Below are 26,639 nucleotides of genomic sequence, written 5' to 3' on the forward strand. Positions count from 1 at the left end.
ACCTCAGCTGCTTCCTCGCTGCGGGATCTTTTTCCCAAGTGGCTCCGCCACGAGGGAAAAAGCTGTCCTCGCGAGGAAGCAGCTGAGAACCCGCGGCGGTGCCGGTTGATCTGGTGGTTGCTGCTCAGCGGCTTCGCCGCTGACAGGACACAGAGCATGAACGCTGCTCACCTTGTCGCGGTGAGGTCGGGGGCTGGCGGTTTCGAGCGAGGTTTCGGGGTCCGTGGTGCGTGGGTGCGCTGCGGGCCCCGCTTTGCGTCGGGGTGCCTCCGGTCGGTGGCGGGGGCGTTTCGGGGAGGACGATCCGTGTTCGTGCGGGGGGTTGGGGACGGTGAGGTGCACTGTTGCGGGTCGGTTGGGCCGATGGGGTGTATTCCGTAACGACCGTCCGTGTCCGGCGACATGGTCATCGAGCCCGGTGAACGGCACCGGGCCCGGTGCGCCCCTGCCCGGGGGCGGAAATGAGAAGACGGACATGAGTACGCGGACCTTCCCGCAGTCGCCGACCGCCTCGTCGCACCTGCGGCCGGATCGGCGCCAGTGGACGTGGGTCATCGGTGGCGTCTTCGCCCTGCTGTTCGTGCTCGGCCTCGCGGCCTCGTGCGAGCAGTCGCGGGAGGGCGAGTCGGCCCGGCCGGTGCCGACCGGGTCGGTCGTGCTCGCCCCGGCGGTCGTCCCGGAGTCGACGCTGCCGCCCGCCGCGACCTACGAGGTGCGGGCGTCCGAACGGATCGCCGCCCCGGAACCCGCGCGGACGCGCGAGCCCGTGCACTACGAGGACTGCGCCTCGGACCCAGTCCACCGGGTGGATCACCGCTCCGAGCGCGACGGCGACGGTTGCGACGCCTGACCCGTCCACCGGGTGGGATCACGTGCTCGGCGGAAGGTGCGCGTGTTCGCGGAGGGCGGCGAGCTGGGCGGTGAGTGCGAAGTCGAAGCGGGCGGCGAAGTCCGTGCCGGTGAACTCGCCGAGGATGCCGTGCAGCGCCGGGTACCGCCGCTCGTCGACCGCCTCCCGGAGCGCGGCGGGGCGGGGACCGGAGGGGGCTTGTTCCTCCTGCACCAGCCCGAGAGTGACGTAGAGCGAGGTCCACACCGCCCACGAGGCCTCGCGCACCGCGAGACCACCGCGCAGCAGCGTCGTGGCGAGCTCTTCGGCGAAGCGCAGCACGTGCGGTTCGAGCGCGTAGGTCCCGGTGACGAGCGCGGCGCCGTCGCGGTGCGCCAGCAGCACCCGCCGCAGCCGGTGGAACAGCTCGCGCACCCTCGGCTCCCACGGGCCGGGCAGGTCGTCGAAGCGGATCTCGCCGATCAGCGCGTCCGCCATCAGTTCCCGCAGCCGGGCTTTGCTCTTCACGTGCCAGAGCACGGTGTTCATCCGGACGCCGAGCCGATCGGCCACGGCCCGCAGGGTGACGGCGTCGAGCCCCTGCTCGTCGAGCACCCGCACCGCCTCGGCCACGACCGTGGCCGGTTCGAGCCTGCGCGGTTCGCCCATCGCCCCAGCTTAGGGAGACTCCGCGCCGCCGCCAGCGCTCGTGCGCCGGAGGCGCCGGTCACGACGTGCGGTGACCGGCGCCGGCGGGGATCAGCCCTCCAGCTTGGCGCGGAGGAATTCGAGCGTCGCGCCCCACGCCTTCGCCCCCTGCACGGGGTCGTAGGTGCCCATGAGGTTCTCGTCGTTGAAGAACGCGTGCCCGGCCGGGTAGATCCGGAAGTCGGGGCGCGTTCCGGACTCGGATTCGATCCGGTCGGCCAGCGCCTCCACGGCGTCCGGCGGGGCCATCGAGTCCTGCTCGCCGAAGTGGCCGAGCAGCGGTGCGGTCAGGTTCTCGAAGCTCGGGTAGTCCTCGCCGAGCACGCCGTAGAACGGCACCGCGGCGCCGATCTTGTCGCCCTGCTGCGCGGCGAGCACCAGCACGAACCCGCCGCCCATGCAGAAGCCGACGGAACCGATCTTGCTGCTCGTCACGGCGTCGTGGGCCAGCAGGTAGTCCACCGCGCCGCCGAGATCGGTGGCGGCCTGGTTCACCGGGAGGTCCTGCATGAGTTGACCGGCCTCGTCGGAGTCGTGCGTGGTGCGCCCGCCGTAGAGGTCGGGGGCGAGCGCGACGAACCCTTCGGCGGCGAGCCGGTTGGTGACGTCGGCGATGTGGTCGGTCAGGCCCCACCATTCCTGGATCACGACGACGCCGGGGCCGCTTCCCGATTCCGGCAGCGCGAGGTAGCCGTGCGCGGTGCCCCCGTTGCTGGGGAAGGTCACGTTCTGCAGTGGGTTCTCAGCCATGCCCCGATTGCACCACTTCCCGGTGGTCCGGGGCAGCGGGTGGGGTGGGTGGCGTCAGAGTTCCCGCAACCGGGTCAGCACCACCCCCAGCGTCACCAGGTCGGGAGCACCGTCCGGGGGAGCCGCGGCGGCGAGGTCGGCGGCGAGGTCGCCGCTGAACAGGTGGACCCAGGGCGATCCGATCCCGGCGTCGTGATCCGCTCGGTCGTCCGCGTACTCCGGCCCGGAGCTCATCGGTGCTCGTTCCGGGACCGGCGCAGCGCGCAGGCCGGGCAGCGGTTCCCCGTCCAGCCGGGCAGCACGGCGAGCACGCCGGGCGGGAACGTCTGCCCGCACAGCGAGGTGAGTTCCCTGCCGCGAGCCGCCGGATGCCGGATCTCGAACGCGTGGCTGATCAAGCCGGAGACGCCGAGCGCGGTGCTCCGGTAGCGGGCGAAGAAGATCACGGCTGCCACCTCGGTGCCGGGCGGCGCTCGTCGAGCGGCGGCGCGGTGCCCGTCCGGGCGCGGCAGTCGGGGCACACTCCCGGCGGCAGCAGGTACCCGGGCCACGCCGGTCGGATCTCGGCGCCGCACACGGCTCGCGTCGTGCACCCCGGCGACCACCGCCACCGCGCGGGCACCGCGTGTCCGACGGCGGCGTGCCTGCCGCCGACCCACTGCACTTCGGATGTTCGATCACTCATGGTCGCAGGATCGTCACCGAGGGTGCGTGGACTCCAGGTCAGCCGGGTGGTCATCATGGGTAACCGTGGGTCAACCCAACGAAAGCCTGCGGGAGGCGCGGTCGCGCACCGCGTCCCGGCGCGCGCCGGGCGAACCGATGTCCCGTTCCGAGCTCGCTTCGGCGGTGTCGTCGTGGTTGTGGCGGGAGACCGGCAAGCGCCACGACCTGGACCCGCACCTGCTGGCGAAGTGGGAGCGCGGCGCGGTGCGCCGACCTTCCGCGCCGTACCGGGCGGCGCTGCGGGCGGTGCTGGGCGCGTCGTCGGACGCGGAACTGGGGTTCCCGGAGACGCCGTCGGCCGCTGACGAGATCTCCGCCGAGGCTGCTTCGGATCCGACCGGGTCGGGCGCGGCGGAGAACGGGCCGCCCGCCGACGCGGACTTCGTGGCCTCCTTGCACGGCGCGATCGCGCAGTTCGTGCGGATGGACTCGCTGCTGGGCTCGGGCGAGGTGGTCGATGCCGTGGTGCGGCGTTTCCGTGATGCGCAGCGGGTTCTGGCGTCGGGGCGTTACCGGGTGGAGGTGGAGCGGGACCTGGAGGCGGCGACGGCGGAGCTGGGCGAGGTCGCGGGCTGGATGCTCATCGACGCGCAGCGCGATGAGGAGGCGAGGCTGCTCAACGCGGAGGCGTTGATGCTGGCGCAGATCGCCGGTGACACTTCGATGCAGTGGTTCATCTTGTCGAACCAGGCGTTGGCGTCGACGCATTGCGGGCGGCACCGGGAATCGCTGCGCATCGCGCAGCGGTTCAGCGATGACGAGCGGCTTCCGGGTCGTGTCCGGGCGTTGTTCGACGTGCGGCGGGCGCGGGCGTTGGGGAAGTTGGGCGCTACTTCCGATGCCGAGCGCGCGTTCGATCGTGCACGGGCCACCGTTGATGACGGGATCAGCGAGCGCGACCCGGCGTGGACGTGGTGGGTGGACGAGCAGGTGGTCTCGGGGCACCAAGGGCTGATGTACGCCAGGGCCGGTGATCCCGTGCGGGCGTTGCCGTACTTGGCGGAGTCGGCCGAAGGCGCCGCGCAGGTGGCGGACTACCGCTGGGGGCTCTACATCCATCGCGCGAACCTGTTCGATGCACTGCTCGCGGCACGTGATCTGGGGGAGGCTGAGCGGACGGCGTTGGAGATCTTCCCGATGGTCGGGCAGGTCGCGTCCGCTGCGACGGAAGCGGTTCTGCATCGTGCCGTCTCCAGGGTGCCGGGGGAGGCGTTGCCCTCGACGTTGTCCGACGTGCTCGACCACATCCGCCACCGCCTCCCGCCGCGCTGAGCCGCTTCGCGCCGCGAGGTCTCAGATGTCGTCGACCACGTGCACCGCGTCGACCGCGTAGAGGTGCGGCTCGTAGGACTCGGCCACTTCCGCGGCGGCCTGCATGTGCGGCTGCGCGACGGGGTTGGCGAGCATGGCCTGGAACGCGTCCGCGTCGCTCCACTGGGCGTAGTTGACGACCTTGGTGCCGTCGGTGCTGGCGTGGATGTTGGCGGACACGAAGCCGGGCAGCGTGATCATGACCTCTTCCGTCGCGCGGTTGAGCAGGTCGACGAGTTCGCGCTGGCGCTCCGGGCGCACGGTGAAGACGTTGATCAGGGTCGCCAGCGGCGCGTTCTGCTCGATGGTGCTCGGCATCTCTCGGATCCTCTCGATATGTCAGGTTCCTGACATCACACAGTCTGTGTCAGGATCCTTACGTGAGTCAACAGGGACACACCGAGCATCGGCCCGGATACCTCGTCAAGCGCGTCCAGCAGATGCTGCGGCACGAATCCGAGCGCGAACTGCGCGGCGTCGGCGTCACGATCGCGCAGTACGCGGTGCTCAACGCCCTCCACGAACATCCGGGCGCGTCCTCGGCGGAGCTGGCGCGGTTCTGCTTCGTCACCCGGCAGTCGCTGCAGGACGTGCTCGCGGGCCTGCGCGGCGGCGGGCTCGTGGAGGTCGCCGACCGTCCCGCGAGCGGGCGGGCGAAACCGGCTCGGCTGACGCCGCTCGGCGAACAGCGGCTGGTTCGGGCGGCCGAGGTGATGACCGCGGCGGAGGAGCGGATGCTGGCCGGGTTCGACGCGGCGGAACGCCTCCAGCTGGCGGGCCTGCTGATCCGGTGCACCGACAACCTCGCCGACTGAGCCCGCGCCCCCCGACCGCGACGAACGACCTGGACACTGTGCTGCGATGACCGACTTCTCCTCCCTCCCGCTGCCGGACCTGCCGGTGCGTCCGGTGCTCGGCGAGGTCGCCGACGCGCTCGCCGAACACGGCACCACCGTGCTGGTCGCTCCGCCCGGTACCGGGAAGACGACGCTGGTGCCGCTGGCGCTGGCGCAACGCGGGCTGCGGGTGGTGGTGGCCGAGCCGCGGCGGCTGGCGACCCGCGCGGCCGCCCGCCGGATGGCGCAGCTGGTGGGGGAGGACGTCGGCGAGCGCGTGGGGTACTCGGTGCGCGGGGAGCGCGTGCGGGGGCCGCGCACCGTCGTCGAAGTCGTCACCTCGGGCCTGCTGGTGCGGCGGTTGCAGGCGGATCCGGAGCTGTCCGGGGTCGACGTGGTGGTGCTCGACGAGTGCCACGAACGCCACCTCGACGCGGACCTGCTGCTGGCGCTGCTGCTCGACGCGCGCGACGGGCTGCGCCCGGACCTGCGGCTGCTGGCGACCTCCGCGACGATCGCCGCCACCCGCGCGGCGGAAGTGCTGGGCGGCGCCCCGGTGCTGCACGCGCAGGCGCGCACCTACCCGGTGGAGCACCGCTACCTGCCGCCGAACCCGGGCGAACGGATCGAGGCGTGCGTGGCGCGGGCGGTGCGGACCGCGCTCGACGAGCAGGACGGCGACGTGCTCACCTTCCTGCCCGGCGCGGGCGAGATCCGCCGCGTCGCCGCCGCGCTCGCCGGACTGTCTGATGTGGACGTGCTCCCGCTGCACGGCAGGCTTCCGCACGCCGAGCAGGATTCCGCGCTGCGCGAGGGGAAGCGGCGCAAGGTGGTGCTCGCGACGGCCGTCGCGGAGTCGAGCCTGACGGTGCCGGGCGTGCGCGCGGTCGTCGACTCCGGGATGTCCCGTGTGTCCAGAGTGGATACGAGGCGTGGGCTCGCAGGACTGGCGACGGTGCGCGTGTCGCAGGCGGGTGCCGAGCAGCGCGCCGGCCGCGCCGGGCGGCAAGGGCCGGGCATCGCCTACCGGTGCTGGCCGGAGCACGAGCACAGCACGTTGCCCGCGTTCGCCGAGCCGGAGATCCGCACCGCCGAACTCACCCGCCTCGCGCTGGAGCTGGCCTGCTGGGGAACTCCGGACGGTTCCGCGCTGACCTGGTGGGACGAGCCGCCGACGGGTCCGCTCGCCGCCGGGCACGAGGTGCTGCGCGGACTCGGCGCGCTCGACCCCGACGGCGCGGTGACCGGCAGAGGCCGGCGGATGGCCGAGCTCGGGCTGCACCCGAGGCTGGCGCGAGCACTGCTCGACGGCACCGAACGGGCCGGGTTACGGGCGGCGAGCGAGGTCGTGGCACTGCTCGACGACGACACGGTGACCTCCGAGTCCGATGTGGACTCCGCGTTGGCGCGGCTGCGCCGCGGCGGGCCCGGCACCGACCGGTGGCGGCGGGAATCGCGCAGGCTGGCCGGGCGCGCGGAGAAGCCGACGCGGCAGGGCAGGGCGGACGCGGCCGAGATCGTGGCGCTCGCCTTCCCGGAGCGCGTCGCCCGCCGCCGGGCTGCGGACTCCCCGATCTACCTGATGGCGTCGGGCACGGCCGTCGAAGTGCCCACCGGATCGCCGCTGCGGCACGCCGAGTGGCTCGCGGTGGCGGTCGCCGACCGCAGCCCCGGCGCCGCGCACGGCACGGTGCGGCTCGCCGCCCCCGCCGACGAGGGCTTGGCTCGACGAGTGGCGGCTCCGCTGCTCAGCGCGCGCGACGAGGTCCGGTGGTCCGGCGGCGACGTGCGGGCGGTGCGCGAAGAGCGGATCGGCGCGATCACCGTGGACAGCAGGCCGCTGCGCGAACCCGACCCGGCGCTGGTGCGGGCGGCGCTGCTCGACGGGCTCCGCGTCGACGGACTGGAGCTGGTGCGCTGGAGCCAGGACGCCGTCCGGCTGCGCGACCGCATCGGATTCCTGCACTCCGCGCTCGGCGAACCGTGGCCCGCCGTCGACGACGACTCGCTGCTGTCCGATGTGGACTCCTGGCTGGAGCCGGAGCTGTCCCGCGCCCGGAAGCGGGCCGACCTCGCGCGGATCTCCGCTGCGGGCGGGCTGCGGAGGCTGATCCCGTGGTCGCAGGCGGCCCGGTTCGACGAGCTCGCGCCGGAGAGCGTCGAGGTGCCGTCCGGGTCCCGGATCAAGATCGACTACTCGGGTGATCGGCCGGTGCTGCCGGTGAAGGTGCAGGAGGTCTTCGGCTGGCGCCAGGTCCCGATGCTCGCCGGCGGCCGAATCCCCCTGGTGCTGCACCTGCTCTCACCCGCCGGACGCCCGGCGGCGGTCACCTCCGACCTGGAGTCCTTCTGGGCCACCGGCTACCCGCAGGTCCGCGCCGACCTGCGCGGCAGGTACCCGAAGCACCCCTGGCCCACCGACCCCACCACGGCACTTCCCACGCGGAAGACCCGCCGTTGATCGTCTGCGTAGGGTTCGGGTGGCGGAACCTCAGGTGCTTCCTCGCTGCGGGATCTTTTTCCCGAGTGGCTCCGCCACGAGGGAAAAAGCTGTCCTCGCGAGGAAGCACCTGAGAACCCGCGGCGGTGCCGGTTGCTCTGGTGGTCACTGCTCAGCGGCTTCGCCGCTGACAAGACAACGACCACGAAGGCGCTCACCTGGAGATGCAAGATCAAAGAGAAGTGGTCAGCGGCTTTGGTTCTGTTCAGTTGAAGGTGAGGGCGATGAGGTCGGTGGCTCGGAGGTCGGGGAGCGTCCAGGTCACGCCTGCCAGGGCGCAGCCGATGCGGGCCAGGGCGAAGGTGTCCGGTTCGCCGGGGGCCAGGTCGTCCTCGTCGGAGATGCCCGCCGCCGCGATGGCCGCCCGGACGTCGGCTCGGGGCTGCGGATCGCGGAGGTCCAGGTCGTCGGAGTCCGTGCTGAAGACGAGCTCGCCGTCGATCGCGTACCCGATGGCTACCGGAGGGCCGGTGAAGTTCGTCCGGATCGTCACCGCGGGTCCGCCGGCGGCGGACAGGACCGCGCTCGGCTCCTGCACGGCCGGTCTCGGCCTGCCCGCCATCGCCTCGAGGCCGGACCAGTCGCCGCCGGCCGCCGCGTCCACCGCGCGGGCGCGCTCCAGGTCGCCGACCTCGCTGGTCGCGCCGGCGTCGTCGAACACCAGCGTCCAGCCGTGGACCCGGCCCGCCAGCAGCACCGCGACGCAGTCGGGGTCGCCGAGGGCCGCGCGCGGCAACGAGGTGTGCTCGTCGGTGGACTGCGCGGGCAACGTGCACGGCACGGCGGAACCGGCGTCGAGGCCGAGCAGCTCCAGCGCCGCGCGCGGTGCGACGTCGCGCACCAGGTGCGCGGTGGAGTGGCCGATCACGTCCAGTTCGGACAGCCAGATCGGGCGATCATCGGCGTCCAGGGTTCCAGGTGGAAAACCAGGTGTGGGCAAGACATCTCCTCGGAGTGGGGAAGGGCGGGCCGACGGGCGAGCTCAGCCGAACGGCAGCATCACCAGGTCGGCGCCGCGGACGTCCGCCGACGTCCAGGAGGTGATCCCCGCGAGCGCGCAGCCCATGCGGATGACCGCCTCCGGGTCGCGCTCACCCGGATCGAGGTAGTCCTGCTCGACGATCCCGGCGGCCTCGACGGCGTCCTTGAGCCTGCCCTCCAGCTCGGGCGCGATCCCGTCGAGGTCGTCGGAGTTCGTCCACAGCACCTCTTCGCCGTGCTCGGCGAACACGAGGCCGCAGCTCGGCCCGCTGAAGTTGTTCGCGAGGGTCAACGCCGACCCGCCGGTCCGGGACAGCGCCACGGCGGGATCCACCAAGGCGCCGTCGACGCCCGAGACCTCGGAGGTCATGCCCGCGTCGTCGAGGACGAAGGTCCAGCCGCCGATCCGTCCGGCCAGCAGCACCGCGCTGCACTCGACGTCGCCGAGCGCGGTGCGCGGCAGCGAGGTGTGCTCGTCGGAGCGCTCCGGCGGCAAGGTGCACGGCCGCACGTGCCGGAGCTTCGCCCCCAGCACCTCCAGCGCTTCGAGCGGCTGCAGGTCGCGCACCAGGTGCACGAGCTGGTGCGGGTCCTCCGCGCCGAGATCGGAGATCCATGCGGGGCCGCCTTCGGAATCCAGGGTGTCCGCGGGGAACGTCGGTGCTGTCATCGGTGGTCCTCGTCAAGCGTCGATCTTGTGATGGCGACACTCTGCACCAGACCCCCGACAACGAGCCCCGCGAGCACCCGGGTCGTCCGTTCGGTGGAACCGGCGGGCTGCGCGATGAGTTCCCGCGCACCGAGCGGTCGAACTCGTGGAACGGACGATTCGAGGAGGACGACGATGAGCTTGCCCGAGGTCGTGTCGCGGGAGGAATGGCTCGCCGCGCGCAAGGAACTGCTGGCGAGGGAGAAGGCGGCGACGAAGGCGCGGGACGCGCTCAACGCGGACCGGCGGCGGTTGCCGATGGTCCGCATCGACGAGGACTACCGGTTCGACGGCCCGGACGGGACGGCCACCTTGCTCGACCTGTTCGGCGGGCGCCGCCAGCTGCTGATCTACCACTTCATGTTCGACCCGAGCTGGGACGCGGGCTGTCCGAGCTGCTCGGGGTTCGTCGACCAGTTCGGCGACCTCACGCACCTGCGCGCGCGGGACACCTCGCTGGTCGTGGTCTCGCGGGCGCCGCTGGACAAGATCGAACCGTTCAAGGAGCGGATGGGCTGGACGTTCCCGTGGTACTCCTCCGGCGGCGGCCGGTTCAACCACGACTTCCACGTCACCCACGACGAATCGGTGTCGCCGATCGAGTACAACTACCGCACCAGGGCGGAGCTGGAGCGGGCCGGGGTCGGCTACTACGTCGAAGGCTCCGAGCCGTTCGAACTCCCCGGCCTGAGCGTGTTCCTGCGCGACGGGGACGCCGTGTTCCACACCTACTCCACGTACGCGCGCGGCCTCGACGGCCTCGGCAGCACCACGAGCCTGCTCGACCTCACCGCGCTGGGCAGGCAGGAGGAGTGGGAGGAACCGAAGGGGCGGGCGAGTGCCGTCGGCGCCCCGGCGGGCAGCGACAAGGTCCGCTACCACGACGAGTACTGATCACCGGCGGCGCAGCGAGGTCGGGCGATGACCGCGGGTCCGCCCGCATCGGGTGGTTCACATGTTTCTTGACAACGATCAACGCAGGCTGAAAGGTTGTCGCGACGTTCCACTGCGACGGTGTGCAGGAAGCCGGTGAGGAATCCGGCGCGGTCCCGCCACTGTGAATGGGGAGCCGCGTCCACTGGGGCCACTGCCGGGAAACCGGTGGGAAGGCGGGGCGCGGCGCTGATCCATGAGCCAGGAGACTGGCACCGTCGTACCGATTCGCACGGGGTCGCGGAGCCCCGAGGAGGTACGAAGTGCACCCGAACTCGTTGTACGCGCCGGATTCCGGTCGGTCCCCCGAGTCCTGCCGCGCCGCGTGAGCGGCGTGCTCGGCCGCAGGCGGCTGCTCGCGGGTGTCGCGGGAGCGTTCGCCGCGGTGCCCCTGGTGTCCTGTTCCGGCGGTTCCGGGTCGAGCCCGGGGCGGCTGCGGGTGGCGTTCCCCGCGGGCGGGGCGACCGAATCCCTGGACCCGCACACCGGCTCGCTGTTCGTCGACCAGGCGAGGGCGAAAGCGCTGTTCGACACGCTCGTCGGCTACGCCGACGACATGAGCGTGGTGCCCCGCCTCGCCGAGTGGTGGCAGCCTGATCCGACCGGCACCCGCTGGCGGATCCGGCTGCGCCCGGCGAAGTTCCACGACGGACGCCCGGTGACCGCCGAAGACGTGCTCTACACGTACCGGCGCATCGCCGACGACTCCACCGCGGCGCAGGCGAGCGCGCACTTCGGAGACGTGGACTTCGCGGCCAGCACGGCGATCTCGGCCACCGAACTGGAACTGGTGCTCGGCGCGCCGAACTTCGAGTTCCCCGCCGCGTGGGGCGCCCCCGCCACCGAGATCGTGCCCGCCGGAACGACCGACTTCACCGCCCCCGTCGGCTCCGGACCGTTCCGCTTCGTGTCCTTCGAACCCGGCAAACCCGCCGTGTTCGCGCGGTTCGACGACCACTGGTCCGGCCCGGCCACCCCGGCCGAGCTGGAGTTCGTGCCGATGGAGGAGGAGAGCGCGCGGGTCAACGCGCTGCTGTCCGGTCAGGTCGACTACGCCCACGACGTCAGCGCGAACTCGGTGCGACTGCTGGAGCAGGGCGGCCGGGCGCGCGTGCACTCCGCGCCGTTCGGCACCATGCAGTCGCTGCTGCTCAAGGTCGACCGGCCCCCGTTCTCCGACCCCAGGCTGGTGCGCGCGGTGCGGGCGGGGCTGGACCGCCGAGCGCTGCTCGACATCGCGCTCAGCGGCCAGGGACGGATCGGCAACGACCTGTTCGGCGCCGGTCTGCGGTTCTACCCGGCGGGCCTGCCCGAACCCGTCCGCGACCCGGAGCTCGCCCGGTCGCTGCTGCGGGAGGCCCGCGCCGACGGGCTCGGCTGGGAGTTGCAGACCAGCTCCGTCGACCCGTACTTCGAGTCGGCGGCGAGCCTCATCTCCCAGCAGCTGGGCGACATCGGGATGCGCGTGACGCCGCGGGTCGGGCCGTCGGAAACGTACTTCTCCGACATCAAGGAGCACGGCGTGGCCTCCCTGAGCAGGACCGCCGCGTTGCCGGTGCCGACGTTCCTCGGCCAGCGCATGACCTCCGACGCGGGCGGCAACAACTACACCGGCTACCGCTCCGCCGAATTCGACGCGCTGCACGCCGAAGCTCTGTCCACAGCCGACGAACATCGGCGGGCGGCCCTGCTGGCGCGGGCGCAGCGGTTGTCGCGGGAGCACAGCGGCATGGTGGTGTGGGGCTTCAGCGGCTGGAACGTCGCCACCTCCGACCAGGTGTCCGGCGTGCGCGGAGCACCACCGAACTCCCTGGACTGGGCCCGGTTCGACCGGGTGAGCGTGGGGTGATCGCGCTCGCTCCGCGGCTGCGCGGGGCGGCCCCCGGTGCTCGGGTGCTCGGCGCGGTGCTGTCCCGGATCGGCGTCGCGGTGGCGCAGATCGCGCTGGTCGCCGTCGGCGTGTTCGCGCTCACCGCGCTGCTGCCCGGCGACACCGCCGAAGTCGTCCTCGGCGAGCACGCCGACACCGGGCAGGTCGACGCGCTGCGGCGGCGCCTCGGCCTGGACGAGCCGCTGGGCACCCGATTCCTGGACTGGGCGGCGGGAATCCTGCACGGCGACCTCGGCACCTCGCTGCGCACCGGGCGCCCGGTGGTCGACGAGATCGCGGGCAACGCCGCGACGACGGTGCTGCTGGCGGTGCTGACCCTGCTGATCGTGCTGCCGCTGGCGCTGTGGCTGGGCGCGCGCAGCGGACTGCGCGCCGGATCCCGGTTCGACCGCTCGGTGAACTTCGCGGTGGTGCTGCTGAACTCGGTGCCCGAGTTCGCGCTGGCGCTGCTGCTGGTGGGCGTGTTCTCGGTGCAGGCGGGCTGGTTGCCCGCGACGGCCGCCGGGTTGTCCGGCTGGTCGTTGGCGGCCGAACCCGCGGTGCTGGTGCTGCCGGTGGCGGTCCTGGTGGCCAAGCAGCTGTCCGCGCTGGCCAGGCAGGTCCGCGCCGGCGTGGTGGTCGCGAACTCCGCGGAGTTCGCGACGCACGCGCGACGCGCCGGGCTCGGTGCGCGCGCGGTGGTGCTGCGCCACGTGCTGCCGAACGCGATCGGCCCGGTGCTGCAACAACTCGGGCGCACCGTGGACGGGCTGCTCGGCGGCGTGGTCGTGGTGGAGGCGCTGTTCGCGCTCGACGGGCTCGGGTCCGGGTTCGTCGAGGCGGTGCGCGCCCGGGACCTGCCCGCGGTGCAGGGCTACGCGCTGCTGTTCGCCGCGGTCACGATCGGCGTCAACGCGGTCGTCGACCTGGCGGCGCGCCGGTTCCGGGCGGGCGCGCGATGAGCCGCGTCCTCGGCTGGGTGCTGCTCGGCGTGCCGCTGCTGGCGGCGCTGGCCGGACCGCTGCTGACCGGGCCGGTGCACGCGGCGAGCGTCCCGCTGCTGCCGCCCGGCGGCGCGCACCCGCTCGGCACCGACGTGCTCGGCCGGGACGTGCTCGCCCTGGCGCTGCACGGCGGCGGATCGGTGCTGGCGCTGGCCGGGGGAGCGCTCGCGCTGTCCTACCTGGCGGGGGTGCCGCTGGCGCTGGCCGCGGTGGGCCAGCCGTACCGGTGGCTCGACCGGTGGCTCACCCGCGGCCTGGACCTGGTGCTGGCGCTGCCCGGACTGCTGGTGCTGATGGTGCTGGCCGCCACCGGGACCCGGACGGCGGGCGCGCTCGTCGTCGCGGTGGCGCTGCTGCAACTGCCCGCCGTGGTGCGGATCGTGCGCGGTGCGGCGCTCGACGCGGGCCGGCGCGGCGCGGTGGAAGCGATGGCGCTGCAAGGGGAATCGTGGTGGCGCATCCACTTCGACTACATCGGCCGCGGGGTGCTCGCGCCCGTCGCCGTGGACGCGGGCGGCAGGTTGAGCCTGGTGCTGTACCTCGTCGCCTCGGCGAACTTCCTCGGCCTGGGCCTCGATCCCGCCACCGCCGACTGGGCGGTGCTGGTGGAGCGCAACCAGGAGGCGCTGTTCCTGCAGCCGTGCGCGGTCCTCGTCCCGGCGGGCCTGCTGGTCGCCCTCTGCACCGGCATCAACCTCACCGTCGACCACCACCTGGTGACCGGCCGCGGCCCCAGCTGACCCCGGCCCCAGCCGTCACGTTGTGGACGATTCCCGCAATTTCGCGAGAAGTTGAACCACCCGAACGAGGCGAAACCCCCGCTCCGAGCCCATCGTGCCCCCGCTGATCTGCCGGAACGGTCGTCCACAGGGGATGTCGGACACGCCGGAGACCGTTGATTCCTCGCGAAATCGCGGGCGCCGGACCGGCACGTCCGGGGTGGGGCCTTCGGCTCCGGCCCGAAGAGCGGGGCCGCGCACCAGGGCCGAGGTGCGCGCGGTTGCCCCCGATGGAGTGGACGGCGCCGCCGTCCACCGCAGTGCCGTCGCGGCGGTCGGAGCAATTCGCCCCGGAGGACCTTGACCGCCGATGTGTTAGCGCTAACACTGGCGGCTCGATCCGATCGAGGCGGAAGCGGGGGGCGGCGATGGCCGAGGAATCCGGTGGTCCGGTGGCCGGTGCGCCCGGCCCGGTGCAGCGGGCCTCGCTGGCCGACGTCGCCCGGCTCGCCGGGGTCTCGCACATGACGGTGTCCCGCGTCGTCAACGGCACCGGACCCGTTCGGGCCGACACCCGGCGGCGGGTGCTCGACGCCGTGCGGCGGCTCGGCTACCGGCCCAACCCGCACGCCCGGGGACTGGCCACCGGGCGGTCGCGGGTGCTCGGCGTGGTCGCGCTGGACTCCGTGCTCCACGGGCCGGCGAGCACGCTGTTCGGCATCGAGAACGCCGCCCGCGACTCCGGTTTCGGCGTCTCGGTGGCCAGCGTCCGCGAACCGGGCAGAGCGGGCATCGGTGAGGCGGTCGACGCGCTCAGCGCGCAGGGCGTGGCGGGCATCGTGGTCATCGCGCCGCACGCGGAGACGGGACGGGCGCTCGACGACGTCCCCGCGGGCGTGCCGGTCGTCGCGGTCGCCGACACCGAGCAGGCGCCGGTCCCGGTGGTCACCGTGGACCAGCGCGACGGCGGGCGCCAGGCCACCGAGCACCTGCTCGCGCTCGGGCACGAGACGGTCTGGCACATCTCCGGTCCCGACGGCTGGTTCGAGACCGAGGCCCGCGAGCAGTCGTGGCGGGCCGCGCTGGAGGCGCGGGGCGCAGCGGTGCCTCCGGTGCTGCGCGGGGACTGGAGCCCCCGCTCCGGGTACGAGGCGGGGCGGAAGCTGCTGCGGTATCCGGGCGCGGACGCGGTGTTCGCGGCCAACGACCAGATGGCGCTCGGCCTGCTGCGCGCGTTGTCCGAAGCGGGCCGGTCCGTTCCGGGCGACGTGCGGGTGGTCGGGTTCGACGACGTGCCGGAAGCCGCCTACTACTCCCCACCGCTGACCACGGTGCGCCAGGACTTCCTGGCCCTGGGGCGCACGACGTGCGACCAGCTGCTCCGGCTGGTCGAAGGCGCGGCGGACGTGCCCGACCGCTCGATCGTCGCGGCCGAACTCGTGGTGCGCGACAGCACCGGAGCCCGCGACCCGTGACGCGGGCTCGGCGGTCCGCTCGATCCCTGAACGCACCGCTGATCCCTGCGAACCTCCGATCTTGCCGGCGGCGAAGCCGCTGAGCAGTGACCACGCACGCGGCCGGGTTTCCCGCGAGGACGGCGATTTCCCTCGCGGTGGAGCCGGGCCGGGACATCGACCCCGCAGCGCTGGGGTCCCACCACCCGACCCCTACGCAGATCACCCCGGAAGGCCTCTTCGCCAACGAAGACGAGGAAACGAGAACCATGCTCAGTGCCGATGGCTTACGGCTGTCCATGAACTGGATGGACAACCTCATCCTGATCGTCTACTTCGCGGTGGTGCTGGGCATCGCCCTGGCCGCGAAGCGCAGTGTCCGCAACAGCCTGGACTTCTTCCTCTCCGGCCGATCGCTGCCCGCGTGGGTGACGGGGCTGGCGTTCGTGTCGGCGAACCTCGGCGCCACGGAAATCCTGGGCATGGCGGCGAACGGGGCGCAGTACGGCGCCTACACGATCCACTGGTATCTGATCGGCGCGATCCCGGCGATGGTGTTCCTCGGCCTGGTGATGATGCCGTTCTACTACAACTCGAAGGTGCGCAGCGTCCCGGAGTTCCTGCTGCTGCGCTTCAGCCGCTCCTCGCACCTGCTCAGCGCCGCCCTGTTCGCGGTCGCCTCGGTGCTGATCGCGGGCGTGAACCTGTACGCGCTGGCGATCGTGCTGCGGGCGCTGCTGGGCTGGCCGCTGCCGGTGTCGATCGGTGTTGCGGGCGTGTTCGTGCTCGCCTACATCATCATCGGCGGGTTGTCCTCGGCGATCTACAACGAGGTGCTGCAGTTCTTCGTCATCGTGGCCGCGCTGGTCCCGCTGACCGTGCTCGGCCTGGCGAGGGTCGGCGGCATCGGCGGGTTCATCGACAGCGTTTTCGCCGGCCCCGGACCGGAATTCCTCACCGCGTGGGGCGGCACCGGGTTCGGCCAGGACAACCCGCTGGGGGCGAACTGGCTGACGATCACCCTCGGGCTCGGCTTCGCGGTGTCGTTCGGGTACTGGACGACGAACTTCGCCGAGGTGCAGCGCTCGCTGTCGGCGCGCAACCTCTCGGCGGCGCGGCGCACCCCGCTGATCGCGGCGTTCCCGAAGATGTTCATCCCGCTGATCGTGGTGCTGCCCGGCATCATCGCGCTGCTGGTGTACCCGCAGATCGGGCAGGCCGGTGGCGCCTACGACTACAACGACGCGATCCCGCTGCTGATGCGCGACCTGCTGCCCAACGGCGTGCTGGGGCTGGCCGTGACCGGGCTGATGGCCTCGTTCATGGCGGGCATGGCCGCGAACGTGTCCAGCTTCAACACGGTGTTCACCACCGACATCTGGCGGCCCTACCTGAAACCGGGCATGCCGGACGCGCACTACCTGCGGGTGGGCCGCGTCGTCACCGCGGTGGGCGTGCTCGCCGGCATGGGCACGGCGTTCATCGCGGCATCGTTCAGCAACATCATGAACTACCTGCAGACGCTGTTCTCGTTCTTCAACGTGCCGCTGTTCGCGACGTTCATCCTGGCGCTGTTCTGGAAGCGGATGACCGCGAAGGCCGGTTTCTACGGCCTGCTGGCGGGCACGATCGCGCCGATCACCTTCTACGTGGCGTACAAGACCGGCGTCGTGCCGATCGCCACCGACCAGGGCGCGAACATGATCTCCTCCATGATCGCGTTCACCGTGGACGTGGCCGTCAGCGTGCCCGTCGCGCTGGCCACCGCGCCGAAGCCGGACTCCGAGCTGCGCGGGCTCGTCTACACGAGGGCCGCGGCGAACGACCGCGGTGAGGAGCTGCCCGGCGACTCCGCGTGGTACCGCCGCCCGGCGCTGCTCGGCTGGGGCGCGATCGTGCTCGCCGCGGCCTGCTACCTCCCGTTCTCGTTCTGAGCGAATCCCGCACCTGGAAGGAGGCCACCATGACCGAACCCGACCGCCCGGAGCACGGCACACCAGATGAGCACGCCGCCGACATCGCGGAACTGGAGCGGAAATCCGGCACCGCGGCCCGGTTGTTCGACGTCCGCAGCGTGATCGGCGGGCTGTTCGTGTTCTACGGGCTGCTGATCGGCGCCGCCGGGCTGTTCGCCGACGCGGACGCGCTGGCGAAAGCGCAGGGCATCAACATCAACCTGTGGACCGGGCTGGCGATGCTGCTGGTCGGCGGATTCTTCCTGCTGTGGCTGAAGACCCGGCCGCTGCGGGTGGAACCGCCGAACGAGGAGTGACCATTCGACGCCCCGGATGAAAGGACGATCCTTGCCGCACACTCGACGGTTCCTCGCCGAACACGGCTTCGCCGCCGACGATTCTCCCGCCACCAGCGGGAAGCGCTTCCCCGACGGGGCGCACTACCGCGTGGAGATCCCCAGCACCGAAGGCCCGGAAGTGCTCGACGCGGTGCTGGAGGAGGCGCGCGCCAGAGAAGTGGTGGTGCACCGGATCTCCCAGGGCAGCGGGGCGCTGTTGCTCACCGACGTGGAGCTGGCGCGGATGGCGGGCACGGCGGCGGACGCCTCCGTCGAGCTGAGCCTGTTCGCCCGGCCGCTGGCGGGCTGGGACATCGGGGCGATGGCGACCGCGTCCGGGGGCGGCCCCGTCGCGGCGCAGGCCCGCGGCACCGACGGGCTCGTGCACGCGGTGGACGACATCCACCGCAGCGCCGAAGCGGGGGTGCGCAGCGTGCTGATCACCGACCTCGGCGTGCTGCGGATCGCCGCGAAGATGCGGGAATCCGGTGACCTGCCACCGGATCTGCAGTTCAAGATCAGCGTGCAGATGGGCTTGGCGAACCCGGCTTCGGTGCGCATCGCCGAAGATCTCGGGGCCGACACCTACAACGTGCCGACCGACCTCACCACCGGGCAGCTCGCCGCGATCCGCGCGGCGACCGACCTGCCGCTGGACGTCTACATCGAGGCGCCCGACGACCTGGGTGGGTTCGTGCGGCACCAGGAGATCGGTGAGATCGTGCGGGTCGCCGCGCCCGTCTACGTCAAGTTCGGGTTGCGCAACGCGCCGAACATCTACCCGAGCGGCACCCACCTGACGCCGACCGCGGTGGCCCTGGGGCGGGAACGGGTGCGGCGGGCCCGCATCGGCCTGGACCTGCTCGCCCGGCAATCGCCGGACGTGGGCACCTCCGTGCCGGGCGCGGACGGGCTGGCGCTGCCGCAACCGCGAAACCGGACCGCGGCCACTTCCTGGATGACCGAGCGCACGACCGACGGGGGAGCGGAATGAAGATCACCCACCTGGACACCTTCGTGCTCGGCACCCCGTGGCGGGACCTCACCTACGTGCTCGTGCACACCGACGACGGACTGGTCGGAGTCGGCGAGACGCGGATGCTCGGGCACACCCAGGCCCTGCTGGGCTACCTGCGCGAAGCCGCGCCCAGGCACATCGTCGGCACCGACCCGTTCGACCTGGAATCGCTGGTGTGGCGGATGAAGCACGGCGACTACGGGCGGGCCGGGGAGATCGCGATGTCCGGCATCGGCTGCGTCGAGATGGCGTGCTGGGACATCATCGGCAAGGCGCTCGGTCAGCCCGTGTGGCGGCTGCTCGGCGGCAAGGTGCGCGATCGGATCAAGGCCTACGCCAACGGCTGGTACACGGTGGAGCGGTCGCCCGAGGAGTTCCACGCCGCCGCGCAGGAGGTCGTGCGCCGCGGCTACCGCGCGCTGAAGTTCGACCCGTTCGGGCCGGGCCGGTGGGAACTGGAACCCGCCGAACGGCGACGCTCGGTGTCGCTGGTCGAAGCGGTGCGCGACGCCGTCGGCCCCGACGTGGAACTGCTCGTGGAGATGCACGGCCGCTTCACCCCGGCCGAAGCGGTGCGCATCGCGGGCGAGCTCACCGAGTTCTCCCCGAGCTGGATCGAGGAACCGGTGCCGCCGGAGAACTTCGCCGCACTGTCCACAGTGGCCGAGAAGGTGAGCGTTCCGGTGGCCACCGGCGAACGCGTGCACGACCGCACCGAGTTCCGCGAGCTGTTCGAGCGGCGGGCCGTGGACGTCATCCAGCCCGACATCGGGCACTTCGGCGGCATCCTGGAGACCCGCAAGGTCGCCGCCACCGCCGAAAGCCACTACGTGCTGATCGCACCGCACAACGTGGGCGGGCCGGTGCTCACCGCCGCCAACCTGCACCTGGCGGCGGCCACCACGAACTTCAAGATCCAGGAGCACTTCAACGACTTCGCCGACCGGCACGTGAAGCAGGCGGCCCCCGGGCTGCCCGAGGTCTCCGACGGCTACTTCCCGCTGCCCCAAGCACCCGGTCTCGGCGTGGAGCTCGACGTGGACTTCGTGCGCGAACACCCGCCGGAAGGCGCGCACTTCGACCTGTACGCCGACGACTGGCAGTTCCGCGGCACCGGGGGCTCCGCGTGAACGATCGTGCGGTGATCATCGATCGGCCGGGGGAGTTGCGGATCGGCCGCGTCGAAGCCGTCGAACCCGGGCCCGGCGAGGCGCTGGTGCGGGTGGCGTGGAGCGGGATCTGCGGCTCCGACCGGGAGGTGTTCACCGGCGGACGGCCCGACGCGTTCGTGCGGTACCCGGTGATCCCCGGCCACGAGTGGTCCGGCACGGTGCTCGCGGTCGGGCCCGGCGTCACCGGCGACTACGTGGGTCACCACGTCGTCGGCGAGGGATTCCGCGGCTGCCAGTCCTGCGACGCGTGCCGGCGCGGCGAGAACAACCTGTGCGGCGCGGGCTACGAGGAAACCGGGTTCACCCTGCCCGGCGCGTGGTCCGGGCACCTCGTGCTGCCCGCCCGCCTGCTGCACGTGCTGCCGCCGGAAGCCGATCTGCGGGCGGCGGCCGTGCTGGAACCGGCGGCGTGCGTCGGCGAGGCCTGCCTGCGGCTCGGCGGGGTGTCGGGGGAGCGGGTGGCCGTCGTCGGCGGCGGCAGCCTCGGGCTGCTCGGGACGCAACTGCTCGCGGCCACCGGCCCGGCGGAACTCGTCGTCGTGGAACCGAGAACGGGCCGCGAGGAGATCGCCGAGTCGTGCGGGGCCACGACCGTGCTCACCCCCCTGGAAGCGGTGCGGCGGTGCGGCCGGTTCGACGCGGTGCTCGAAACCGCGGGCACGCCCGGCACCGCGCACCTGGCGACCCGGCTGGCCCGGCGCGGCGGGCGGGTGGCGCTGACCGGGGTGCCTCCCGAGTCGGATTCGCTGCCCACGGCGCGGCTCGTGTCCGCGCAGCTCACCGTGCACACCGTGTTCGGCGCGCCGTCCCGTGCCTGGTCGCACGTGGTGCGCCTGTTCACCGCCGGGGTGCTGGACCCGGGGCGGATCATTACCCACGAGTTCGCCCTGCCCGACGCCGCCGAAGCCCTGGAGACCCTGGAGGAACCCGGCCCCCACGTCGGCAAGATCCTCCTCAACCCCCACCGATGACCCCGCGGCGATCGGAGTGAACGGACCGTTCGTCCAATCCCGTTGGACCAACGGTCCGTTCACCCCGAACCACACGCGCATCGCTGCACAGCGCAGCGCGCGATGCAACGACATCATGCAAGGCGCACGAGCTTTTTCGGAGTGAACGGACCGTTCGCCCAATCCCGTTGGACGAACGGTCCGTTCACTCGAACCCGGTGGCGACCGACGACGGTGTTGATCTCCCGGGGGGTCGGGAAGGGGGTGGGGTGAACGGACCGTTCGTCCGAGGAGATCGGTCGAACGGTCCGTTCACCCGAATCGAAGACGGGTGCCGGGGCAGTGGTGCGGATCGTGGGTGGAGGCGGGTGAACGGACCGTTCGACCAGTCCGGTTGGACGAACGGTCCGTTCACCCCGCGGGAAGGAGTCGGATGGACGTGCGGCGGTATCGGGCGGAGCAGGTCACCGAGGCGTGCGCGAAGCACGGGGAAGGGCCGGTGTGGCACGACGGCTGGCCGGGGTTGCGGTGGGTGGACATGCTCGCGGGCGACGTGCTCACGCTGCTGCCCGACGGGACCGTGCGGCGCACGCACGTGGGTTCGGTCGCCGCCGCGCTGCGGCCGAGGATCGGTGGCGGCGCGGTGCTCGCGGTGGAACGGGGCTTCGCGCTCGCCGACGACGACCTCACCGACGTGCGCCCGTTCGGCGAGCAGTGGGCCGATCCGGGAGTGCGGATGAACGAGGGCGGCTGCGACCCGCACGGCCGGTTCTACTGCGGATCGATGGCCTACGCGGCCACTCCCGGCGCGGGCGCGCTCTACCGGCTCGACGCGTCCGGGCGCGCGGAGGTGGTGCTGGACGGCGTGACGATCTCCAACGGCCTGGCGTGGAGCCCCGACGGCGCCCGCGCCTACTACGTGGACACGCCGACGCAGCGGGTGGACGTGTTCACCTACCGCGACGGCGAGCTCACCGACCGGAGGCCGTTGGTGCGCATCGACCCGGTGGTGGGAGCTCCGGACGGGTTGACGGTGGACGCCGAGGGCTGCGTGTGGGTGGCGCTGTGGGGCGGCGCGGCGGTGCACCGCTACGCGCCGGACGGCGGGTTGCTCGCCGTGGTGGCGCTGCCGGTGCCGCGCGTGACCGCGTGCACCTTCGGCGGCGTCGACCGGACGGACCTCTACATCACGACCTCCCGCCAGGAGACGGACGTGCGTCGCCACCCGGAGGCCGGCGCGTTGTTCGTGCTCCGCGACGCGGGGCGCGGCCTGCCGGTCCTGCCCTGCGCGATGAGCCGACCTGGCACGCGTTGATCAGACCGTCCGCTCGACCGGGATTCCGGATGACATCCTGAGCTCGACGCAGAGGAGGTCCATCGTGGTGACCGTTCGCCCGTCGATCGGAGCCGTGGAACACGGGGCGCTCGTCGCGATCTGGCGCAGCGCGGTCGATGCGACGCACACCTTCCTCGCCGCCGCGGATCGCGACGAGATCGAGCGGCACCTGGCGTCGGACCACTTCCCCGCGGTCGTCCTCTCGGTCGCGGAGATCGACGGCGATCCGGTGGGTTTCGCGGGCACGCTCGACGGGAACCTGGAGATGCTCTTCGTCGACGCGGCTCACCGCGGGAGCGGGATCGGCACAGCGCTCCTGCGGCACGCGATCGCCGAGCACGGCGTGACGAGGCTCGACGTCAACGAGCAGAACGAGCAGGCCGCGAGCTTCTACGCCCACCGCGGCTTCGAAGTCACCGGCCGCAGCGAGACCGATGACGCGGGCCGCCCCTACCCGCTGCTCCACCTGCGACTCGGCTCCGCGTCCTGACGCGGAGCCCCATCCCGACCGGCCGACACGCCCCGGTCCACAGCCCCCTCCGCCTCCGCCCGATCTGGGGATGAATCCCTCACCTGTGGACAACTTCCCCGATTTCTCGCGAAATCGTTCGGCAACGGCCACGGCGTAGCGCCGAGAATCACCTGTTGATCTGCACGGATAACCATCTTGTCGTGGTGGGTGGTGGTTCAATTTCTCGCGAAATTGCGGGGGGTTGGAGCAGGTGCGGCTTGGTTCGGCGGAGCGAGCGGCAAGGTTGTGGCAAGGCGTTGACAACGTTGCGCAAGGGGGCGTTCGATGACTCGCGCCGCGCCGATCAGGCGGTGCGGCGCGACGGAGCGGAGGCGGTGTGGCGGCAACGCTGACCGAGGTGGCCGAGCACGCGGGCGTGGCGCTGTCCACGGCGTCCCGCGCGTTCGGCGAACCGGGCAGGCTCGGCGCGGACACCTTGCGCAAGGTGCTCGCCGCCGCCGAGGAACTCGGCTACGAACCCGGGCGTTCCCGCCGCGCGGGCGACCTGCCGCGCGGCACCACGGTCGCCGTGGTCGTGCCCGACATCGCCAACCCCGTGTTCGGCGCCTTCGTCAAAGCAGCGCAGGGCGAGGGCCGGCACCGCGAGCAGACCGTGGTGCTCGCCGACACGGCCTTCGACCGCGACCGCGAGCGGGACGTGATCGCGCGGCTGCGGGACCGGGCCGACGGCATCGTCGTGTGCTCGCCGCGGCTGGACGCCGAGGAGTTGCCCGCGCTGTGCGGGCGCACCCCGGCGGTGCTGGTGAACCGGGAGACGGCCGGAGTCGACTGCGTGCTCACCGACGCGACCGACGGCTTGCGCCAGACCGCGGACTACCTGATCGCGCTCGGGCACCGCCACCTCGCCTACGTGCAGGGGTCCGCGCGTTCCTGGTCGAACACCCATCGGCTCGGCATCGTCACCGCGCTCGCCGAGCAGGCCGGGGTGCGGCTCGACGTGCTGGGCCACCAGGCGGAGACGGTCGCGGGTGGCACCGCGGCCGCGGCCGGGGTCGTCGCGAGCGGAGCCACCGCGGTGATCGCGCACAACGACCTGGTGGCGCTCGGCATCGTCGCGGGCGCGCGGACGCTGGGCGTGCACGCCCCGGCGGACCTGAGCGTCGTCGGCTTCGACGACATCCCGCTGGCCGAGGTGACCCACCCGGCGCTGACGAGCATCGCCGCGCCGATGGATCGCGCCGGGGCGGTGAGCGTGGAGCTGCTGCACCGCGCCGTCGCCGGTGAGCGGCGCCTGCCGCGCACGGTGCACCTGCCCACTCAGCTCGTGGTGCGCGGCACCACCGGGCCCGTCCGAGAGGGGATCGCATGAGCCGCGATCGGATCGCGGCGGCCGAAGTGCTGATCACCAGCCCCGGCCGCAACCACGTCGCCCTCAAGATCACCACGGCCGACGGGGTCGTCGGCTGGGGCGATGCGACGCTCAACGGCCGCGAACTCGCCGTCGCCTCCTATCTGCGCGATCACCTGGCGCCGCTGCTGATCGGCCGCGATCCGGCGCGCATCGAGGACACCTGGCAGTACTTCTATCGGGGCGCGTACTGGCGGCGCGGGCCGGTCACGATGACCGCGATCGGGGCCGTGGACCTGGCGCTGTGGGACATCAAGGGCAAGACCGCCGGGCTGCCGGTGTACGAACTGCTCGGCGGCGCCGTCCGCGACCGGGTGCTGAGCTACACCCACGCGTCGGGATGGGACCTGCCGGAACTGCTCGACTCCGTGGACGCCCAGCGGGAGCGCGGTTTCCGCGCGGTGCGGGCGCAATCCGGCGTGCCGGGCCTGGACACCGTCTACGGCGTGCACCGGGGAGCCGCCGGCTACGAACCGGCGGGCCGGGGCGCCGCGCCGCACGAGGAGGTGTGGGACACCGCCGCCTACCTGCGCCACGCGCCGGAGGTGCTCGCCGGGGTGCGCGAGCACGTCGGCCCGGAGCTGCACCTGCTGCACGACGCGCACCACCGGCTCACGCCCGGTGAAGCGGCGCGGCTCGGGCGGGCGCTGGAACCGGTGGACCTGTTCTGGCTGGAGGACGTCACGCCGGCCGAGAACCAGGAGGTGCTGCGCCGGGTGCGCGCGCACACCACGACTCCGCTGGCCATCGGCGAGGTCTTCAACACCGTGTGGGAGTGCCAGACGCTGATCACCGAGCAGCTCATCGACTTCGTCCGCACCTGCGTGACCCACGCGGGAGGGATCACGCACCTGCGGCGGATCGCGGCGCTCGCGGAGCTGTGGCAGGTCCAGCTCGGTCCGCACGGCCCGTCGGACGTGTCGCCGGTGGCGCTGGGCGCGTCGCTGCACGTGGGGCTGAGCACGCCGAACTTCGCGATCCAGGAGTACATGGGCTACGGCGAAGCGGTGCACGAGGTCTTCCCGCACTCGTGGCGCTACGCCGACGGCCACCTGCACCCCGGCGACGAGCCGGGCCTGGGCGTCAGCGTGGACGAGGACGCCGCCGCGAAGTTCCCGTACGAACCCGCCTACCTGCCCGTCGCGCGCCGCCGCGACGGTTCGATGACGGATTGGTGAGCAGATGACCACGCCCCGCCTCGCGGCGAGCACCGCGCCCCTGGCCGCGCTGCTGCGGCCCGCTCCGCCGGAGCGCACCGGGATCGTCCACTTAGGACTCGGCAACTTCCACCGCGCGCACCAGGCCGTGCACACCGCGCAGGCCCTCGCGCACACCGACGGGCCCTGGGGAATCCTCGGCGTGGCAGGGCGTTCCACCGACGTCGCCGACGCGATGCGCGAGCAGGACCTGCGCTACTGCGTGCTCGAACTGTCGGCGCACGGCAGCCGTGCCGTCGTGCCCGCCGTGCACACCGGAGTGCTCGTCGCCGCGCAGCAGACCGACGCGGTGCTCGACGCCATCGCCGCGCCCGACACCCGGATCGTGACGATCACCGTCACCGAACGCGGCTACACCTACTCGCCGCGCACCCACGCGCTCGACGTCGACTCCGAGCCGGTGCGCGCGGACCTGCGCGGCGACGCGCCGCCGCGCACCACCATCGGGCAGATCGCGCGCGGCCTGCAACGCCGGGCGCGCGCCGGATCCGGGCCGATCACCGTGCTCAGCTGCGACAACCTCGGCGCCAACGGGCGGCGGACGCGGCGGCTGGTGCGGGAGTTCATCGCCGAGCTCCCCGCCGCCGAACGCGACGAGCTCGAACCGTGGCTGGCCGAATCGGTGACGTTCCCCAACAGCATGGTCGACCGCATCGTGCCCGCCACCACCGACGAGCACCGCGAGGCGGCCCGCGCGCTGCTCGGCGCCCGCGACGCGGTCCCGGTGCCCGCGGAACCGTTCAGCATGTGGGTGCTGGAGGACGAGTTCGCCGCGGGCAGGCCCGCGTGGGAGCACGCGGGCGCGCTGTTCACCGACGACGTCGAGGCCTACGAGCTGCTGAAGTTGCGGCTGCTCAACGGAACCCACTCGCTGATCGCCTACCTGGGCGCCCTCGACGGGTGCGACACCATCCCCGAGGCGATCGAGCGGCCGTTCATCGCCGACGCCGCCCGGCGGGCCCTGCGCGACGACTACCTGCCGACGCTGGAGGTGCCCGACGCGATCGACGCCGACGACTACGTGCAGCGGCTGTTCGAGCGGTGGGCGAACTCCGCGCTGCGCCACCGGACCCGCCAGGTCGGTTCGGACGGTTCGGTGAAGCTCGCCCAGCGCGTGCCCGATCCCGCGCTGGCGCACCTGCGCTCCGGGCGGGTCCCGCAGCAGCTGGCGTTGACGGTCGCCGCCTACCTGTGCTGCCTGGCGCCGGCCGCCGACGCCGGTCCGCACGCGGCGGCGATGTCCGACCCGGCGCGGGACGCGCTCGTGGAGTCCTCGCGCCGCAACGGTTCCACCCGGTCCTTCGTGGACGACGTGCTCGGCGGTGGGCTGCTCGGCGCGGAACTCGCCGGGCACGGCGAGTTCGCCGCGCGGGTCGCCGAACTCGTCGACCTCATCACCCGGCACGGCCCGGCCGCCGCGGTCCGCGAGACCACCACCTGACC

The 26,639-nt window shown here is 72.5% G+C and carries 27 protein-coding genes and 1 riboswitch; of the genes, 19 read left to right on the forward strand and 8 right to left on the reverse strand.

The features are described 5' to 3' along the window. Positions 1-475 precede the first annotated feature (475 nt). A complete protein-coding gene (locus BJ969_RS10035; protein WP_184478675.1) occupies positions 476-850 on the forward strand; it encodes a hypothetical protein in 375 nt (124 codons plus the stop codon). 18 nt (positions 851-868) lie between these two features. Here the strand turns inward: BJ969_RS10035 and BJ969_RS10040 are convergent, their stop codons facing one another. The 5 genes from BJ969_RS10040 to BJ969_RS10060 all read right to left on the reverse strand — a co-directional run bounded on the left by BJ969_RS10040 (position 869) and on the right by BJ969_RS10060 (position 2,972). Beyond that, complete coding sequence (locus BJ969_RS10040; protein WP_184478676.1) at positions 869-1,498, reverse strand: TetR/AcrR family transcriptional regulator C-terminal domain-containing protein; 630 nt, start codon at positions 1,496-1,498, stop codon at positions 869-871. A gap of 90 nt (positions 1,499-1,588) precedes the next feature. Further along, positions 1,589-2,287 carry a dienelactone hydrolase family protein gene (locus tag BJ969_RS10045; protein WP_184478677.1) on the reverse strand — a complete coding sequence of 233 codons (699 nt, stop codon included), beginning with the start codon at positions 2,285-2,287 and terminating at the stop codon, positions 1,589-1,591. A gap of 54 nt (positions 2,288-2,341) precedes the next feature. Continuing rightward, a complete protein-coding gene (locus BJ969_RS10050) occupies positions 2,342-2,521 on the reverse strand; it encodes a hypothetical protein (RefSeq protein ID WP_184478678.1) in 180 nt (59 codons plus the stop codon). Next, positions 2,518-2,733, reverse strand: coding sequence for a hypothetical protein (locus BJ969_RS10055; protein ID WP_184478679.1), 216 nt, complete (start codon positions 2,731-2,733; stop codon positions 2,518-2,520). The genes BJ969_RS10050 and BJ969_RS10055 overlap by 4 nt, the downstream gene beginning before the upstream one ends. Then, positions 2,730-2,972 (reverse strand): hypothetical protein, encoded by a 243-nt coding sequence (locus BJ969_RS10060; protein ID WP_184478680.1) that lies wholly within the window; start codon positions 2,970-2,972, stop codon positions 2,730-2,732. The genes BJ969_RS10055 and BJ969_RS10060 overlap by 4 nt, the downstream gene beginning before the upstream one ends. A gap of 65 nt (positions 2,973-3,037) precedes the next feature. Here BJ969_RS10060 and BJ969_RS10065 point away from each other — a divergent pair, with 65 nt between their 5' ends. Next, entirely contained in the window at positions 3,038-4,285 is a 1,248-nt protein-coding gene (locus tag BJ969_RS10065; RefSeq protein WP_184478681.1) for an NsdA family TPR-like regulatory protein, read from the forward strand. Between the two features lie 21 nt (positions 4,286-4,306). On the opposite strand, the gene BJ969_RS10070 is transcribed toward BJ969_RS10065, so the two are convergent. After that, on the reverse strand, positions 4,307-4,642 hold the full coding sequence (locus tag BJ969_RS10070) for an antibiotic biosynthesis monooxygenase family protein (protein WP_184478682.1): 336 nt from the start codon (positions 4,640-4,642) through the stop codon (positions 4,307-4,309). A gap of 62 nt (positions 4,643-4,704) precedes the next feature. Between BJ969_RS10070 and BJ969_RS10075 the strand changes: the two genes are divergently transcribed. After that, a complete protein-coding gene (locus tag BJ969_RS10075) occupies positions 4,705-5,139 on the forward strand; it encodes a MarR family winged helix-turn-helix transcriptional regulator (RefSeq protein WP_343071320.1) in 435 nt (144 codons plus the stop codon). Positions 5,140-5,185: 46 nt separating this feature from the next. After that, positions 5,186-7,621: an ATP-dependent helicase HrpB gene (hrpB, locus tag BJ969_RS10080; RefSeq protein WP_184478683.1), complete on the forward strand. Its 2,436-nt coding sequence runs from the start codon at positions 5,186-5,188 to the stop codon at positions 7,619-7,621. A 244-nt stretch (positions 7,622-7,865) separates the two neighbouring features. Here the strand turns inward: hrpB and BJ969_RS10085 are convergent, their stop codons facing one another. Then, on the reverse strand, positions 7,866-8,600 hold the full coding sequence (locus tag BJ969_RS10085; RefSeq protein ID WP_184478684.1) for a hypothetical protein: 735 nt from the start codon (positions 8,598-8,600) through the stop codon (positions 7,866-7,868). Positions 8,601-8,642: 42 nt separating this feature from the next. Beyond that, a complete protein-coding gene (locus BJ969_RS10090; protein WP_184478685.1) occupies positions 8,643-9,311 on the reverse strand; it encodes a hypothetical protein in 669 nt (222 codons plus the stop codon). A 174-nt stretch (positions 9,312-9,485) separates the two neighbouring features. Here BJ969_RS10090 and BJ969_RS10095 point away from each other — a divergent pair, with 174 nt between their 5' ends. From BJ969_RS10095 to BJ969_RS10165, 15 genes are all read left to right on the forward strand, one after another. Then, the gene (locus BJ969_RS10095) at positions 9,486-10,244 is read left to right on the forward strand and encodes a DUF899 domain-containing protein (RefSeq protein ID WP_184478686.1); all 759 of its coding nucleotides are present in this window, start codon (positions 9,486-9,488) and stop codon (positions 10,242-10,244) included. A 79-nt stretch (positions 10,245-10,323) separates the two neighbouring features. After that, positions 10,324-10,515: riboswitch (cobalamin riboswitch) on the forward strand. Positions 10,516-10,608: 93 nt separating this feature from the next. Next, positions 10,609-12,132 carry an ABC transporter substrate-binding protein gene (locus BJ969_RS10100; protein WP_343071321.1) on the forward strand — a complete coding sequence of 508 codons (1,524 nt, stop codon included), beginning with the start codon at positions 10,609-10,611 and terminating at the stop codon, positions 12,130-12,132. After that, positions 12,129-13,115: an ABC transporter permease gene (locus BJ969_RS10105; RefSeq protein ID WP_343071322.1), complete on the forward strand. Its 987-nt coding sequence runs from the start codon at positions 12,129-12,131 to the stop codon at positions 13,113-13,115. Before BJ969_RS10100 ends, BJ969_RS10105 begins: the two co-directional genes overlap by 4 nt. Beyond that, entirely contained in the window at positions 13,112-13,897 is a 786-nt protein-coding gene (locus BJ969_RS10110; RefSeq protein WP_184478688.1) for an ABC transporter permease, read from the forward strand. Before BJ969_RS10105 ends, BJ969_RS10110 begins: the two co-directional genes overlap by 4 nt. A 407-nt stretch (positions 13,898-14,304) precedes the next feature. After that, a complete protein-coding gene (locus tag BJ969_RS10115; protein ID WP_184478689.1) occupies positions 14,305-15,351 on the forward strand; it encodes a LacI family DNA-binding transcriptional regulator in 1,047 nt (348 codons plus the stop codon). 248 nt (positions 15,352-15,599) lie between these two features. After that, positions 15,600-17,264 (forward strand): sodium:solute symporter family protein, encoded by a 1,665-nt coding sequence (locus tag BJ969_RS10120; protein ID WP_184478690.1) that lies wholly within the window; start codon positions 15,600-15,602, stop codon positions 17,262-17,264. A gap of 29 nt (positions 17,265-17,293) precedes the next feature. After that, positions 17,294-17,602 (forward strand): hypothetical protein, encoded by a 309-nt coding sequence (locus BJ969_RS10125; RefSeq protein ID WP_184478691.1) that lies wholly within the window; start codon positions 17,294-17,296, stop codon positions 17,600-17,602. A gap of 31 nt (positions 17,603-17,633) precedes the next feature. After that, on the forward strand, positions 17,634-18,617 hold the full coding sequence (locus BJ969_RS10130) for a U32 family peptidase (RefSeq protein WP_246456729.1): 984 nt from the start codon (positions 17,634-17,636) through the stop codon (positions 18,615-18,617). Then, positions 18,614-19,771 carry a mandelate racemase/muconate lactonizing enzyme family protein gene (locus tag BJ969_RS10135; protein WP_184478693.1) on the forward strand — a complete coding sequence of 386 codons (1,158 nt, stop codon included), beginning with the start codon at positions 18,614-18,616 and terminating at the stop codon, positions 19,769-19,771. Before BJ969_RS10130 ends, BJ969_RS10135 begins: the two co-directional genes overlap by 4 nt. Before the next feature lie 11 nt (positions 19,772-19,782). Next, positions 19,783-20,784 (forward strand): zinc-dependent alcohol dehydrogenase, encoded by a 1,002-nt coding sequence (locus BJ969_RS10140; protein WP_343071323.1) that lies wholly within the window; start codon positions 19,783-19,785, stop codon positions 20,782-20,784. A gap of 412 nt (positions 20,785-21,196) precedes the next feature. Beyond that, positions 21,197-22,078: an SMP-30/gluconolactonase/LRE family protein gene (locus BJ969_RS10145; RefSeq protein WP_184478695.1), complete on the forward strand. Its 882-nt coding sequence runs from the start codon at positions 21,197-21,199 to the stop codon at positions 22,076-22,078. Between the two features lie 64 nt (positions 22,079-22,142). After that, positions 22,143-22,589, forward strand: a complete 447-nt coding sequence (locus BJ969_RS10150; protein WP_184478696.1) for an acetyltransferase — start codon at positions 22,143-22,145, stop codon at positions 22,587-22,589. 358 nt (positions 22,590-22,947) lie between these two features. Further along, positions 22,948-23,940, forward strand: coding sequence for a substrate-binding domain-containing protein (locus BJ969_RS10155; RefSeq protein ID WP_184478697.1), 993 nt, complete (start codon positions 22,948-22,950; stop codon positions 23,938-23,940). Next, positions 23,937-25,157, forward strand: a complete 1,221-nt coding sequence (manD, locus tag BJ969_RS10160) for a D-mannonate dehydratase ManD (protein WP_184478698.1) — start codon at positions 23,937-23,939, stop codon at positions 25,155-25,157. Before BJ969_RS10155 ends, manD begins: the two co-directional genes overlap by 4 nt. Before the next feature lie 4 nt (positions 25,158-25,161). Continuing rightward, a complete protein-coding gene (locus BJ969_RS10165; RefSeq protein ID WP_184478699.1) occupies positions 25,162-26,637 on the forward strand; it encodes a mannitol dehydrogenase family protein in 1,476 nt (491 codons plus the stop codon). Positions 26,638-26,639: the final 2 nt, after the last annotated feature.

Source organism: Saccharopolyspora gloriosae, from assembly GCF_014203325.1.
Taxonomy (GTDB): Bacteria; Actinomycetota; Actinomycetes; order Mycobacteriales; family Pseudonocardiaceae; genus Saccharopolyspora_C; species Saccharopolyspora_C gloriosae.

Bases quoted from the DNA above. Each gene is read 5' to 3' on its own strand.
- BJ969_RS10035 (WP_184478675.1), top strand. From the start codon at position 476: ATGAGTACGCGGACCTTCCCGCAGTCGCCGACCGCCTCGTCGCACCTG.
- BJ969_RS10040 (WP_184478676.1), bottom strand. From the start codon at position 1,498: ATGGGCGAACCGCGCAGGCTCGAACCGGCCACGGTCGTGGCCGAGGCG.
- BJ969_RS10045 (WP_184478677.1), bottom strand. From the start codon at position 2,287: ATGGCTGAGAACCCACTGCAGAACGTGACCTTCCCCAGCAACGGGGGC.
- BJ969_RS10050 (WP_184478678.1), bottom strand. From the start codon at position 2,521: ATGAGCTCCGGGCCGGAGTACGCGGACGACCGAGCGGATCACGACGCC.
- BJ969_RS10060 (WP_184478680.1), bottom strand. From the start codon at position 2,972: ATGAGTGATCGAACATCCGAAGTGCAGTGGGTCGGCGGCAGGCACGCC.
- BJ969_RS10070 (WP_184478682.1), bottom strand. From the start codon at position 4,642: ATGCCGAGCACCATCGAGCAGAACGCGCCGCTGGCGACCCTGATCAAC.
- hrpB (WP_184478683.1), top strand. From the start codon at position 5,186: ATGACCGACTTCTCCTCCCTCCCGCTGCCGGACCTGCCGGTGCGTCCG.
- BJ969_RS10090 (WP_184478685.1), bottom strand. From the start codon at position 9,311: ATGACAGCACCGACGTTCCCCGCGGACACCCTGGATTCCGAAGGCGGC.
- BJ969_RS10095 (WP_184478686.1), top strand. From the start codon at position 9,486: ATGAGCTTGCCCGAGGTCGTGTCGCGGGAGGAATGGCTCGCCGCGCGC.
- BJ969_RS10110 (WP_184478688.1), top strand. From the start codon at position 13,112: ATGAGCCGCGTCCTCGGCTGGGTGCTGCTCGGCGTGCCGCTGCTGGCG.
- BJ969_RS10115 (WP_184478689.1), top strand. From the start codon at position 14,305: ATGGCCGAGGAATCCGGTGGTCCGGTGGCCGGTGCGCCCGGCCCGGTG.
- BJ969_RS10120 (WP_184478690.1), top strand. From the start codon at position 15,600: ATGCTCAGTGCCGATGGCTTACGGCTGTCCATGAACTGGATGGACAAC.
- BJ969_RS10125 (WP_184478691.1), top strand. From the start codon at position 17,294: ATGACCGAACCCGACCGCCCGGAGCACGGCACACCAGATGAGCACGCC.
- BJ969_RS10135 (WP_184478693.1), top strand. From the start codon at position 18,614: ATGAAGATCACCCACCTGGACACCTTCGTGCTCGGCACCCCGTGGCGG.
- BJ969_RS10145 (WP_184478695.1), top strand. From the start codon at position 21,197: ATGGACGTGCGGCGGTATCGGGCGGAGCAGGTCACCGAGGCGTGCGCG.
- manD (WP_184478698.1), top strand. From the start codon at position 23,937: ATGAGCCGCGATCGGATCGCGGCGGCCGAAGTGCTGATCACCAGCCCC.
- BJ969_RS10165 (WP_184478699.1), top strand. From the start codon at position 25,162: ATGACCACGCCCCGCCTCGCGGCGAGCACCGCGCCCCTGGCCGCGCTG.